We start from the raw sequence: 13,660 nt of genomic DNA, 5'->3' as shown, positions 1-13,660 counted from the left end.
GTCACCGATCTACCGACCGGACCGCCCCGAGGACGGATCGCATCCAGGGTACGGTGAGCGGGGTCGGGGAGAGGGGGTCGGGCCGATGGCCGCAGCGGTCACCAACTGGGCGGGCAACGTCACCTTCGCCGCGCGCCAGGTCCACCGTCCGGGCAGCGTCGACGAACTGCGCCGGATCGTGGCCGGGGCGGACCGGCTGCGGGTGCTCGGTACCGGGCACTCGTTCAACCGGCTCGCCGACACCGACGGCGACCTGGTCAGCCTGGCCAACCTGCCGACCGAGGTGACGATCGACGCCGCGTCGTCGACAGTGACCGCCGGCGGCGGCATCCGCTACGGCGAACTCGCCGGACACCTGCACGCCCACGGCTACGCGCTGCACAATCTGGCCTCGCTGCCGCACATCTCCGTCGCCGGGGCCTGCGCCACCGCCACCCACGGCTCCGGCCGCCGCAACGGCAACCTCGCCACAGCGGTGCGCGCGCTGGAGCTGGTGACCGCGGGCGGTGACCTGGTCCGGCTCGACCACACCCATCCGGACTTCGCCGGTGCCGTGGTCAGCCTCGGCGGACTCGGCGTCGTCACCAGCGTCACGCTCGCGATCCAGCCGAGCTTCGACGTGGCGCAGTACGTCTACGAAGGGCTCACCCGGGAGTCCCTCGTCGCCCACTGGCAGCAGATCGCGGCCAGCGGCTGGAGCGTCAGCCTGTTCACCGACTGGAGCAGCACCGACGTCGACCAGGTGTGGGTGAAACGGCGTACCGACGGCGACGCCACCCCGGTGGACGCCGACGGGTGGGGACTGACGGCGGCCGACGGGCCGCGTCATCCGGTGCCCGGGATGCCGGCCGAGAACTGCACCAGCCAGCTGGGGGTGGCCGGCCCGTGGCACAACCGGCTGCCGCATTTCCGGCTGGACTTCACGCCGAGCAGCGGTGCCGAACTGCAGTCGGAGTATCTGGTGCCGGCCGGCGACGTGGTGGCCGCGTTCGACGCGGTGGCCGGGCTTCGTGAGCGGATCGCCCCGGTGCTGCAGGTCTGCGAGATCCGTACGGTCGCCGCCGACGAGCTGTGGCTGAGCATGAACTACCGGCGTGACGCCGTCGCGATCCACTTCACCTGGGTGGCCGACACCGCGGCGGTGCTGCCGGTGGTCACCGCCGTGGAGCAGGCACTCGCGCCGTACGCGCCCCGGCCGCACTGGGGCAAACTGTTCACCGTCGACGCCGACGTGCTCGCCGGCCGCTACGAGCGGTGGTCCGACTTCGCGGACCTGCTGGTCCGCTACGACCCGGCCGGGGTGTTCCACAACGACTTCCTGGACCGCTACTTCCCCCGCTGACCGCCCGGCCGTCGGGGGTCGGGCATCGCCGCGCCAATCGGCGGATTCACGCCGGCTGCCACCCGTTGGCTCCGATCGCGGCGGTCGCGCCGCCGCCGGCGGCGGCGGTGACCGGCCCGGTGACCCGTGGCCGCCACCGGCGCAACCGCCACGCCTGGGCCTCGGCGACGATCGCCTCCGCCCGCAGGCAGCGCGCGGCGGTACGGGCCGACTCCACCGCCTGCCAGGCAGCGCGTTCCCGTTCGCCGACGGACCGGTACTGCCGGTAGCGTTCGTCGCGGACCATCCTGCGCAGCGCCAGCTCCTGCTCCACCGGGTGCCGGCGCGGATCCCAGCCGTTGCGGTTGGCCAACGCGTCGGTCAGCTGCCGTACGGTCAGCTCTCGGCGCCAGTACGCGGCCATCGCCGCCCGGTGCAGGTGACGTTCCCGGTCGGCGTACTCGGCCGGGGTCCGGTCGGTGGTCGGCACCGGCAGGGCCGCGGCTGCGGCCAGCCGCCGTACCGCCCGGTCGGCCGCGTCGAAGTCCTGCCAGGCGAGGTCGAGTGCGGCGTGGGCCTGCTGCCACTGGTCGTGTCGGCGGCGTACCGTCCGCTCGGCCCGGGCGGCGGCGACGGCGACCTCGCCGGCGTAGCGGTAGGCGTCGCGGGCCTGCGCCATCCGCTGGCTCCGCCGCCCCGGGCGACGACCGACCCCGCCGGTCCGCCGGGTACGCATCGTCAGCAGGACCAGCGCACCGGCGGCGGCCAGCAGCAGTGCGATCCCGGTGACGGTCGCCCCGGGTACCTCGAACAGGAACTGGTGGAGCGCCATGTCGGTCATCGGTCACCTCGTCGGTCAGGTTGAACAAGAGGGGTGGCGTCACTGGCGGGCGTACGTCGACACGGATCGATGCCGGCGCGGAACGCGGTGTCGCGTCGTCGCAGCGCCGTGGCGTCGTCGCGGATTCAGCCGGCCAGCGGGCGAGCGGGAGTCAACCGGCCTGCGGTCGCGGGCTGTCGGCGTGGCGTGGCGGGGCGCGCGGCGGTGCCGGCGCTGCGGCGTACGCCGAGGTCGCGCCGGCGTCGGTGGGCCTCGACAGCAGGCGTTCCGGTGCGCCATCGGCGGCCGGACCGCCGTGGACCGGCGTCGCCTGCCGGGTGACAGGGACGCTCTGGCCGTTCGCCGACACCCGGTGCGGCGTGGCGGCACCACCGCCGGTCGGCGTCGGCAGGGCACTCACCTGCACCGGGGTGACCGCCGGCGACCACCCGTACGGTTGATCGGCGGTGCCGGCGGACAGTGCCAGGACCGCGAGGGCCAGGTAGGTCAGGGCCCGGCCGCACCACCGTGCCACCCACCACAGTGGTGCGCGGTGTGCGGCGTCGCCTGACATGCCGACAAATGTAACGCGTCGCCGGGACCACCGGTGTCGACCGTGACGCAGCCGACGGGCGGTCCACCGGCGTCGCCGGTGGGCCCACCGACCTGGGCAGGGGGAGGCGGCGGGCCCATCGACGTGGGCAGGGGAGGCGGCGGGCCCATCGACGTGGGCAGGGGAGGCGTCGGGCCCATCGACCTGGCAGGGGAGGATGGGCCGGTGACAGACGACAGGACCGAACGCAGGGGTACCGCGCTGGTGACCGGGGCGTCCCGGGGGCTCGGGGCGGTCATGGCCCGGGCACTGGCCGCCGACGGATGGGCGGTGGCGGTCAACTACCGGTCGGACACGGCCGGCGCGGCCGCCGTCGTGGCGGACATCCGGGCTGCCGGTGGGAGCGCCGCCGCGTTCGGTGCCGACGTGACCGACGAAGCCGAGGTGGCGCAGTTGGTGGCGGCGGTCGCCGCGCGACTCGGCCCGGTCCGGGTGCTGGTGGCCAACGCCACCGGACCGCAGCCGCAACGGGCCGTCGAGGAGCTGACCTGGCAGGACCACCTGGACCAGCTGACCTTCTTCGTCAAGAGCCCGACCCTGCTGGTGCAGGCGGTGCTGCCGGGCATGCGGGCGGCCGGCGGGGGACGGGTCGTCCAGATCGGCTCGGACATGTTCGACCGGGGGACCCCCGGCTGGTCGGCGTACGCCGCGGCCAAGGGCGCGCAGGTCGGCCTCACCCGTACCTGGGCCCGGGAGCTGGGCCCGTCGAACATCACGGTCAACCTGGTCGCCCCGGGATGGATCCCGGTGGAGCGGCACGCCGGCACCACCGACGAGGCGCTGCGCGGGTACGCCGCCGAAGTGCCGTTGCGGCGCATCGGTACGCCGGACGACGTGGCGGCGGCGGTCTGCTACCTGGCCTCGCCCGGCGCCGCCTTCGTCACCGGGCAGCGGATCACCGTCAACGGCGGCCACACCGCCTGATCCGGTGTCGGGCCGTCCCGACGGTGGTGCTCAGGTCCGGCTGTCGATCCGTGCCTTGACCCCGCCGGCCTCGGCGAGCATGTGCAGCAACGCGGAACCGTCGATCAGCTCCAGCGGCTTGCCGGAGGCGAAGTCGTGCGCTGCCGGCGCGTAACCGGCAGTGGTCACCAGGATGCCGTTCGAGGCGTTCTCCGCCTGGACGACGCCGAACAGGTCACGTACCGCCGAGACGTCGACGGTGCCACCACCGCGTCGGGCCAGCACGACCACGGTGCCACCGAACAACGGTCGCGGGTCGTGCGCCAGGCACTCCACCGTGCCGTCGTCGGTGGTGCGTACCTGCCGCATCTGCAGTCCGAGCTTGACGAACAAGTCGGCGATCAACTGCTCGAACTGCTCGGCCGGCATGGCCAGCAGGTTGGGCCGCTGGTCGAGGTCGGCGAGGACGTCGATCTCGTCGGCGAACCGCTTGTCGACCTGGTCGAAGTCGACCACGGCCGACACCGGTGCCAGCTCGGCCGGGCGGGCGGAGAGCCGGGCGTCGAGCCGGCGCAGGCAGGCGGCGGGATCGACCTTGGCGAGGTTGATCGCGACGAACTCGTCGCGGGTGGTCCGGAGACTGACCAGGCAGGGGCGGGCCCGTCGCCCGGTGGCCGGGTCGAGGGTGTCGACGATGCCGTTGAGGCAGACCGTCTCGACCAGCCGGGTACGGTCGGCCTCGTACAGCTCGTGCACGGTGCGCAGGGTGATCTGGGTGACCACGTCGGCGTACCGCTGTGCGATCTCGTCCGCCGGGCGGCCGACCGCGGTCACCTCGTCCTCGGCCGGCTGGTAGCGGTACTCGCGCACCCGGGGTATGACCTCGACCGTGGGCAGTTGGTACTCCACCACCAGTTGCCGTGACTCCGGCAGGTACGCCAGCCGGTACCGCTGCGGAAAGTCGTCCGGGTAGACCGAGTTGCCCAGTACCAGTCCGAAGTACTCGACGACGGCCTTCGGATCTGCGGCGGCGAAGACGGCGGAGAAGCGGTCGATCGCGGCGTTGTGCGCGGCGGCCTTGGCGGCCAGCTTCTCGCACTGCTCACGGTAGCGCTGCTCAGCGGCGGCGAGCCGCCGCTGCCGTTGCGCCTCCGCCGCCTCGTGGTCGGCGGTGGCCTGCGCGAACGCCTGCTGCGCCTCGGCGACCTGCTGCTGGTGGCGGACCTCGCCGCCGAACATCTTGCCCAGCCCGGCCGGTGCCGGTGGCGCGAAGTCGGACCACTTCGGCGGGGTCAGCGCCACGGCGAGCGGGCCCGGGTCGAACGGCGGCGGGGCGGCGGTGCGCTTGAGCCGGTTCAGATCGATGTGGTCGTCGACGGCGAGGGTGTCGGCGAGCAGGTCCTCCAGCTCCGCCACCCGGGAGCGCAGATTCGCGTTGGCCGCCGCGACCTTGGCCGCCCGGGCCTCGGTGTACAGGCGTTTGCGGTGGCGTTCGTCATCGGCGGCGGCCCGTTCGGCGGCCTGCCGGGCGTTCTCCGCCTCCCACAGCATCTGCTGGTGCTGCCGGTAGGCGAAGGCCTGGGTGCGGTGCTGGGCGTGCACCTGCTGTGCGTGCGCCCGCTGTGCCTCCCGCATGCTGCTCATTGTCGACCCCGATCATCGCGCCGGCCCATCACTGGACGTGCGTCAATCTTGTCCGACCGTCACGGTAGCGTCCAGTCTCCACCGCCCGGGCGTTCCGTGCCGTACGACGGGTTTGCCTATCCTGGTGCGTACCTCGGAGAGCGGGCCGGGGCAGGGGAGGGCGGACCGGTGGCGGAGCAGGACCACGACGTGGCGGGCGGCGACGACCCGTACCTGTGGCTGGAGGACGTGCACGGCGACGCGGCGCTGGACTGGGTCCGGGCCTGTAACGCCGCCACCGCTGCCGCCTGGACCGACGATCCGGGATTCGGGGTGCTGCGCGACCGGATCAAACAGGTGCTCGACTCCGCCGAGAAGATTCCCGACCCGACCTGGCGCGGCGAGTACCTCTACAACTTCTGGCAGGACGCCGATCACCCGCGCGGCGTGTGGCGACGGGCCACCTTCGCGCAGTACCGGGCGGCGCGGCCGAACTGGGAGATCCTGCTCGACCTCGACGAGCTTGCCCGCGTCGAAGGCGAGAGCTGGGTCTGGAAGGGCGCCCAGGTGCTGCGGCCGGCGTACGACCGGGCCCTGATCACCCTGTCCCGGGGCGGCTCCGACGCCGCGGTGGTCCGCGAGTTCGATCTCACCACCCGTGGCTTCGTCCCGGACGGCTTCGTCGTGCCGGAGGCCAAGAGCAGCGTCTGCTGGATCGACATCGACCACATCTACGTCGGCACCGACTTCGGCGAGGGCACCCTGACCACCTCCGGCTACCCCCGGACCGTCCGCCGGTGGCGACGCGGCACGGCGCTCGCCGACGCGCCGGTGGCCTTCGCCGGCGAGACCGACGACGTCACCGTCTCCGCCGTGCACGACCCGACCCCCGGCTACGAACGCGACCTGGCGGTACGGCGTACCGAGTTCTTCCGCAGCCGGACCTACCTGCTGCGCGGCGACGGCGAGTGGGAGCCGCTCGACGTACCCGACGACGCCGAGATCGACCTGCACCGGCAGTGGCTGCTGATCGAGCTGCGCAGCCCCTGGCTGGCCGGGGACGTCACCCACCCGGCCGGGGCGGTGCTGGTCACCCCGGTCGACGAGTTCCTCGCCGGCAAGCGCGAGCTCACCACACTCTTCACCCCGACCGAGCACACCGCCTTCAGCTACCACGCCTGGACCCGCAACCATCTGCTGCTGGTCACCCTCACCGACGTCCGCAGCGAGATCACCGTACTGACGCCGGGCGACGACGGCTGGCAGCGGCGGACGTTGCCCGACGCCGGCGGCTTCGACCACACCGACATCTCCGACACCGAACCGGATCTCGGCGACGAGTTCCTCCTCGACACCTCCGGGTTCACCCGCCCGCCGACCCTGCTGCACGGCAGCGTCGACGGTCCGGTGCATCCGGTCAAGACCGGGCCGGCGTTCTTCGACGCCGACGCGTTGACCGTCCGGCAGTTCTTCGCGGTGTCCGCCGACGGCACCGAAGTGCCGTACTTCCTGGTCACCGGCGCCGATTCCGCCGGGTCCTCCGGGTCTGCGGATTCCTCCGGGTCCGGGTCCGCCGCCGGGCTCACTCTGATGACCGGGTACGGCGGCTTCGAGATCTCCTGGACACCGGCCTACAGCGGGGTCATCGGCACCGGTTGGCTGGCCCGGGGCGGCAGTTTCGTGGTCGCCAACATCCGGGGTGGCGGCGAGTACGGACCACGCTGGCACACCGCCGCGCTGCGGGCCGAACGGCTCCGGGCGTACGAGGACTTCGCCGCCGTCGCCACCGACCTGGTCGCCCGGGGCCTGACCACCCCGGACCGGCTGGGCTGCTACGGCGGCAGCAACGGCGGGCTGCTGATGGGGGTGATGCTGACCCGCTATCCCGAGCTGTTCGGCGCGATCGTCGGCCAGGTGCCGCTGCTGGACATGCGCCGCTACCACAAGCTGCTCGCCGGGGCGTCCTGGATGGCCGAGTACGGCGACCCGGACGACCCGGACGACTGGGCGTTCCTGCGGGAGTATTCGCCGTACCAGAACGTCCGGCCCGCCCGGGGGTACCCGCCGTCGCTGTTTCTCACCTCGACCCGCGACGACCGGGTGCACCCCGGTCACGCCCGAAAGATGGTCGCCCGGCTGCGGGAGTACGGCTACGACGTCACCTACCACGAGAACATCGAAGGTGGACACTCTGCGGCGGCGGACAACGGCCAGGCGGCGTTCAAATGGGCGCTGCTGCTGGAGTTCGTCCGGCGCACCCTGACCGGTCAGCGGTGACCGCCGGCACCCTGGACGACAGTTGGCGTGGCACCGCGTTTTCTACCTGGCAGACGTCGACTACGCGCCAATTGGTATGCCGTGTAGAAATCGCGTCGTCGGCGCGGCGGCGTCGGCGGTGCGGTGGCGTCGGCGGTGCGGTGGCGTCGGCGGTGCGCGAGCGCCGAGGCGACCTGCCGAGCCGTGCGGTCCGGGTGCGCGGCCAGGTCACGTAGTCAGGAGGTCGCCTCGGCGGCGGTGAGCGCGGCCCGGCCCAGCGCGGTGAGCTGCCCGTCGGTCGGGGTCACGGTGCCGGCGATCGCCACCTCGACCGCCCAGCCGTGCGGGCCGGCCAGGATGACGCCCTTGTAGACGGTACGGTGCGCCTCGACGCCGAGCCCGGTGAACTCTCCCTCGCCGTACTCGGCGAGCAGGTCGTTGTCGACGGCGTCGCGGAAGTCCGGCGTACTGCCGACGCGGATCGTGACACTGCGGGTGCCGCTGCCGTTCTCCCAGACACAGGAGACGTTCACCGCGCTGCCGGAGGGCGGGTTGACCGCGCGTACCGCGACCGGCCCGCCGAGCACGTCGACCACCGGGGCCTCGTCGACCGCTCCGCACAGCGTCTGTTCGTCGGGCAGCTACCCGCCGGCCGCTGGCGCGCCACCCGATCGGGGTGCCGCCGACGCCTCCGTGGCGGCCGGTGCGGACGGGCCGGGCCCGTCCGGTGGCGGGGCGGCGGCATCGCTGGAGCCGCAGCCGGAAACCAGGATCACCAGCGCACCCGTCACCGCGCCGGTCCGCCACCTCGTCGACATCCGGTCTCCTCCTCGACTGTGCGTATTTCTGCGCCTCACCGGGCGAGGGTCACCGCGTCGGTGATGCCGAGCGCGGCGACGGCGTCGATCGCCGGCCCGAGCTGACGGTCGTCGCGTCGGGATCCGTCGACGTCGGCCGGCGGATCGCACAGCCGGATCCGGTCGGCCCGCTGGTCGGCGTCGAGCACTCCGGCCAGGTCGAACACGGTCGGTCCGTCGCCGGTGCCGACCCACCGCCAGCGGTCGGAGCCGGTGGCCGCGATCCACACCTGGTAGCGGGCGTCGCCCGCGCCGATCTGCACCACGCCGAGGTCGGCGCCGGGACCGTCGGTCAGCGGTGTCGCCGACAGGCGCAGCACCAGCGGGAACTCGCACTCGGTGTCGCCTTCGCCGAGCTGCACGTTGCGGACGTCGCGTGGGCCGAGCGCGTCGGCGGGGTCCTTGCCGACGAGGCCGGCGTCGACGGCGGCGGCCCGCTCGACCCCGTCCGCCCAGCCGCGCACCGGGTAGCGCCGGTCGGCGACCGCCAGGACCCGGTCGTCGGCGGCACGTCCGGTGGCCCGCTGCGCTGCGGCCGCACCGGCGGTGAAGTCCGCCTCGCCGGTGCCGGCGACGTCGAGCACACAGCCGGCGAGCAGCGCCGGGTCGGTGACGCCCCGGTGGCGGCACAGCGCCGTCGCCGCCGCCCGCTGCCGGGCCGGTAGCCCGGCGAGCGTCGTCGGCCCGGCGGGGAAGGCCCGGTCGGTGAAGTCGTCGGTGCCGGTCCCGTCCGGGTACGGCAGCACCGACGTGGCGTCGGTGAGCCGCCAACTGTCGGCATACCCGCCGTAGAGGTCGGCGGCGGCCGGTGTGGCCGGGTCGAGGGTCCGCCCGGCAGCCGTCCGTAGGTCGTCGGTGCGGTCGCCGTCGGCGTCGCCGAGCAGACCGGTGACCGGCCGCCCGGCCGGCACGACGGCGACGTCGAGCACCGACGCGCGGGCGGCCACGAAGACCCGCCCACCGCCCGGGAGTCCAATCTGGAGGAGGCGGCCGGCGCGGACCACCTGCTGGTCGCCGACGGTTCGCCGTCCGTCGGGGCCGAGCGCTTCGCCTGGGCCGGTGGTCCCGTCGGCAACGGTGACCGTGACGGCGTCGGCACCGGTCCCGGGGTGGTCGATCCGGACCACCCCGCCGGGCAGCCGGACCGCGACCGCGCCGGTCGTCGACAGCCGGTCCGAGTCCCGGTACGGGCGGTAGCGCACCTGCACCTCGGCGTCGTCGTCGGTGAAACGGGCCAGGACGAACTCGCCGACGGCCTGGAAGTCGTAGTCGAGACCGTCGAAGGTCCGTAGGTGTGGGTCGCCCCAGGACTGGCCGACGCCGTCGGACCCGTCGTAGCAGGTGCCGGTCTGCGCGTCACGCAACGCGCACCCGCCGGTGGCGTCGGCGTCGGATTCGTCGACTCCGGTCGGTTCGCCGCCGAGCAGCAGGATCTGGATCCGGGCCAGCTCGAGCAGGTCGTCGGTGGAGCGCGACAGCAGCCGTCCGGCGGCTCCGGCGTCGACCTCGGACCCGGTCTGGTCGCCGACCCAGGCGAGCACGTCCGGCAGCCAGGACGGCATCGAGTCGGAGAGCAGGTCGTTGAGCACCGCCCCGGCGACGACGGCCCCGCCGTACCGGTCGAGGTCCTCGGCGAACCGGGTGGCGTCGGCGATGTCGTCGGCGGTCGGGGGCCGGCCGGCGTCGGTCACCGCCGACGCCGCGTCCCGCGCGGTGACCACGATCTCGGCGGCGGCCCCCGGGTCCGGCTGGGCATGACCCGCCGTCCGGAGGCTCCCGACCGCCCAGGGGTGACCGACCGCCCGGTGGTGACCGACCGGCGCGAACGCCGGTCGGGCGGTGGCCGGCACCGGGCTGCCGGAGCAGTCGAGCACCAGCCGTACCCGCAGGTCCCAGCCATCCGGGCCGGCACCGGTGCAGTCGGCGCCGCCGGCGGCCACCGCCGCGTGGTAGGCCTCGCCGGTCGCGGTGTAGGCCACCAGCCGCCCCGGCGGGTCGAGGGTGATCACGTCCAGGACGTCGACGGTGTCGTCACCGTCGAGGTCGAGCAGGCTGGCATACCGGCCGGGCGAGGCGGCCAGCGCACCCACCCGACGTCCGGCGGGGTCGGTGAGCACCTTCGCGGTGCCGCCGCCGTCGAGGTCGAGCACGTGGATCGCGGGTTGCGGCAGTGGCATGCCGCCGGCCGAGGTCACCGGGTACGCGGTCGGCCGACTCGACGGATCCGGCAGCGCCAGCCGCAGGGTGCCCGACCACGGCACCCCGTCCCCCCACGGTCCGGTGAAGCCGTCCCAGGCGCGGACCCGGTAGCCGCCTGCCGTCCCCGCCGGTCGCGGCGACCCGGTGCCCGTCGCGACGGTCACCCCGGCGGGCAGGAAATCGGTGACCGGCCGGGCGCTGTAGCCGCTGGCGGCGGGCGGACCGGCGGCCGGGTCCGGGTCCGGGTCGCGGTCGAACCAGCCGCAGCCGGCCAGCACCAGGGTGGCGACGAGCACCGGTACGCCGGTCACCCGGGGACCGCGTAGCGGTCGCCGACGGCGGACGGTGACCGTTGCTGACATCTGCCCAGCGTGGCCGGACCCGTCGTGGCCGGGCAATACGACGTTTGACGTACCGTCGTACGGTCAGTTGGTGACCACCACCGCGACGTCGCCGGCGCCGGGCGCGGAGATCCTGCTGGACCTGGTCGACCGGATGATCGGTGCCGCCGACCTGGACAGCTACGCGCGGACCGCCTGCGCCGGGATCCGGGAGCTGATCCCGGCGCTGAGCGTGTCGTACAACGAGTTGAATCCGCCCGCCGGCCGGGCCTTCGCCCTGATCGACCCGGACCCCGGCCCTGGCTGGTTCCGCCGCTACCAACCGCCGTTCGAGGCGTACATGATGGACAACCCGTTGGTCCGGCACGCGCTGAGCACCGGTGACACCAGGGTGCTCGGGTGGGGCGACGACGGTCTCGGCACCGTCCACGGCACCACTCTCGACCGGGAGTTCTACCAGCCCAACGGCATCCGCAGCCAGTTGGCGGTGGTGCTGCCGGCCCCACCCGGGGTGCTCGTCGCCTTCGGCGTCAACCGGGGCGAGGAAGGCTTCGACCCGGCCGACCGACGGATCTTCGCGTTGCTGCGCCCGCACCTGGTGCACGCCTACCGGGCGGTGCAGTTGCGGGCCGACTCGGCGATGCTCGGCTCCACGCTGGGCGCGCACGGCTGGGCGGTGGTGCTGGTCGACGACGACGGCCGGGTGACCACGAGTTCCCCGGGCGCGGTGCCCTGCGCCGCCCGGTACGGACTCGACGTCGCCGACGGCACGCTGCTGCCGGACGGGCCGCTGGCGGCGGTCCGCGCGGTGCTCGCCGGATACGATCCGGCGACCCCGGCCACCCGGTCCGCGCCGCTGCCGGTCACCGGGCCGGCCGGCACCCTGGAGGCGGTGGTGGTGCCGAGTGCGGTCGGCCCGCACGTGGTGCTGCTGCGGCCCCGCCCGGACGGCCCGCAACGTCTGGCGGCGGTCGGTCTGACTCCCCGGCAGTGCCAGGTGGCCGTCGAGTTGGCGGCCGGGGCCACTGGCGAGCAGATCGCCCGCCAGCTGGGCATCGCCCCGGCGACGGTACGCAAGCACCTGGAAGCGGTGTTCGCCCGGCTCGGGGTGCGTCATCGGGCGGCGGCGGTCGCCCGGCTGCGGTCCCTGCTGGACGGTACGCCGTCCCGGTGAGGCGTTGTGACGTCCGACTGCGGATGCCTCATCACGCCGTAATAGGGCAGGACCGGTATCCCCGTACATATTGAAGTTGTTGTTTTTGTCGATAGTGTTCGTGCCGGGTACCCGAAGTGCCTGTCGCTCAGGCGCACCACCTGTCGTTTCGCCGCGCCGCCCACAAGGTGGTCGCGGGAACCCCCCGACGATGAGGACACCGCACGATGAAGGTATTCCCGCTCCTGTCCCGGCTGTTGCTGGCCACCGGGTTGGCCGCCGCGACTCTGGCGATGCCCGCCGCGGCTCAGGCCGCGCCCCCGTCGAGCACCGCCGACGACATCGGCATCCTGGTGGTCAACGGCCGCCAGGCGACCGAGAACTACCCGTTCCTGGTCTACACCTCGGGCTGCACCGGTTCGCTGATCAAGGCGAACTGGGTGGTCACCGCCCGGCACTGCCCGACGCCCAGCTCGGTACGGGTCGGTAGCGTCAACCGCAGCAGCGGCGGCACCGTCGTCTCCGTGATCCGGGCGGTCAACCACCCGAGGATCGATGTCAAGCTGATGCAGCTGGCCAGCTCGGTCAGCTATGCGCCGGCCCCGATTCCGACCACCTCCGGCGCGGTCGGTACCGCGACCCGGATCATCGGCTGGGGTCAGACCTGTGCGCCGCGCGGCTGCGGCTCGGCGCCGACGATCGCGCACGAACTCGACACGTCGATCGTGGCGGACAGCCGGTGCCTCGGCATCGACGGGAGTTACGAGATCTGCACCAACAACACCAATGGCAACGCGGGCGCCTGCTACGGCGACTCGGGTGGCCCGCAGGTGCGGATGATCTCCGGCCGCTGGCATCTGATCGGTGCGACCAGCCGGGCCGGCAACAACAGCTCGACCTGTGCCACCGCTCCGTCGATCTACGGCGACCTGTCGTCGATCCGGAGCTGGATCAACACCCAGGTGGGCGGCCTGCCTGCCTGATCGTCGACACCACCAGGTGCGCCGTGCCGGTCCGCCCGGCACGGCGCATCTGTCTGCGCGGGCGGGTGTGCCGGCCCGCGCGGACGCGTCGAGTCAGCTCCAGCCGTTCGGATGTTGTGTCCGGTTGCACTCTGCGTCGACGATTGCCGCTACCGGTGACATCGACTTGTCGGCGCTCTCCGCTTGGGCGAATCGGGGTCGCCGGCGTGGATTTTCTCACTGCTCGACTGCGCGGACCTGCGTCGTATCCGTTCCGTCTCCGGTCGGTCGCGGGGGGTGAAATGCCGGTTCGGGATGGTCGAACGGGGTGAATGCCGATGACCGGTCCTGTACGGCCCTGACCTGCGGAAACAAGTTTTCTGGTGCGACGTTGAACCCCCAGCATTGACCGAAAGTATGATGTCGGCCGGTTGAGGGATGTCCGCCAATTTTCCACTAACTGTGAGTCGACCCAGTCGTGGGTTGGTGTTGCTTGACAGTGCCGGAAACCCGCTTTTAGCGTGTGATCGCGTAAACGTGGTGCGATCTCGTTCCGGCATAGGAAGTGGGCGTGTTGAAGGCACCCGTTTGACCAGCACAACAGAGTACGGC

General features: G+C 73.0%; 11 protein-coding genes. 5 read left to right on the top strand and 6 right to left on the bottom strand.

The genetic code is table 11. From position 1 onward, the window contains the following. Positions 1-85: 85 nt before the first annotated feature. A complete protein-coding gene (locus O7623_RS11130) occupies positions 86-1,342 on the top strand; it encodes a D-arabinono-1,4-lactone oxidase (protein ID WP_282228538.1) in 1,257 nt (418 codons plus the stop codon). A 46-nt stretch (positions 1,343-1,388) separates the two neighbouring features. Here the strand turns inward: O7623_RS11130 and O7623_RS11125 are convergent, their stop codons facing one another. Then, on the bottom strand, positions 1,389-2,162 hold the full coding sequence (locus O7623_RS11125; RefSeq protein ID WP_282228537.1) for a hypothetical protein: 774 nt from the start codon (positions 2,160-2,162) through the stop codon (positions 1,389-1,391). A gap of 151 nt (positions 2,163-2,313) precedes the next feature. Further along, on the bottom strand, positions 2,314-2,715 hold the full coding sequence (locus O7623_RS11120) for a hypothetical protein (RefSeq protein WP_282228536.1): 402 nt from the start codon (positions 2,713-2,715) through the stop codon (positions 2,314-2,316). A 204-nt stretch (positions 2,716-2,919) separates the two neighbouring features. Between O7623_RS11120 and O7623_RS11115 the strand changes: the two genes are divergently transcribed. Beyond that, entirely contained in the window at positions 2,920-3,678 is a 759-nt protein-coding gene (locus tag O7623_RS11115) for an SDR family oxidoreductase (RefSeq protein ID WP_282228535.1), read from the top strand. Between the two features lie 30 nt (positions 3,679-3,708). On the opposite strand, the gene O7623_RS11110 is transcribed toward O7623_RS11115, so the two are convergent. Further along, complete coding sequence (locus O7623_RS11110; protein ID WP_282228534.1) at positions 3,709-5,292, bottom strand: restriction endonuclease; 1,584 nt, start codon at positions 5,290-5,292, stop codon at positions 3,709-3,711. 177 nt (positions 5,293-5,469) lie between these two features. On the opposite strand from O7623_RS11110, the gene O7623_RS11105 reads away from it, so the two are divergent. Continuing rightward, the gene (locus tag O7623_RS11105) at positions 5,470-7,557 is read left to right on the top strand and encodes a prolyl oligopeptidase family serine peptidase (RefSeq protein ID WP_282228533.1); all 2,088 of its coding nucleotides are present in this window, start codon (positions 5,470-5,472) and stop codon (positions 7,555-7,557) included. Positions 7,558-7,772: 215 nt separating this feature from the next. Here the strand turns inward: O7623_RS11105 and O7623_RS11100 are convergent, their stop codons facing one another. Genes O7623_RS11100 through O7623_RS11090 form a run of 3 tightly spaced genes read right to left on the bottom strand, consistent with a single transcriptional unit; the run spans position 7,773 to position 10,954 of the window. Further along, the gene (locus O7623_RS11100; RefSeq protein WP_282228532.1) at positions 7,773-8,132 is read right to left on the bottom strand and encodes a hypothetical protein; all 360 of its coding nucleotides are present in this window, start codon (positions 8,130-8,132) and stop codon (positions 7,773-7,775) included. Positions 8,133-8,177: 45 nt separating this feature from the next. After that, the gene (locus O7623_RS11095) at positions 8,178-8,354 is read right to left on the bottom strand and encodes a hypothetical protein (RefSeq protein ID WP_282228531.1); all 177 of its coding nucleotides are present in this window, start codon (positions 8,352-8,354) and stop codon (positions 8,178-8,180) included. A gap of 35 nt (positions 8,355-8,389) precedes the next feature. Then, a complete protein-coding gene (locus O7623_RS11090) occupies positions 8,390-10,954 on the bottom strand; it encodes a VWD domain-containing protein (protein WP_282228530.1) in 2,565 nt (854 codons plus the stop codon). A gap of 70 nt (positions 10,955-11,024) precedes the next feature. Here O7623_RS11090 and O7623_RS11085 point away from each other — a divergent pair, with 70 nt between their 5' ends. Beyond that, a complete protein-coding gene (locus O7623_RS11085; RefSeq protein WP_282228529.1) occupies positions 11,025-12,107 on the top strand; it encodes a LuxR C-terminal-related transcriptional regulator in 1,083 nt (360 codons plus the stop codon). Positions 12,108-12,313: 206 nt separating this feature from the next. Then, complete coding sequence (locus O7623_RS11080; protein ID WP_282228528.1) at positions 12,314-13,069, top strand: trypsin-like serine protease; 756 nt, start codon at positions 12,314-12,316, stop codon at positions 13,067-13,069. Positions 13,070-13,660 lie beyond the last annotated feature (591 nt).

This window comes from Solwaraspora sp. WMMD791, assembly GCF_029581195.1.
Lineage (GTDB): Bacteria > Actinomycetota > Actinomycetes > Mycobacteriales > Micromonosporaceae > Micromonospora_E.
This window is presented reverse-complemented; position numbering and strand designations above follow the sequence as displayed.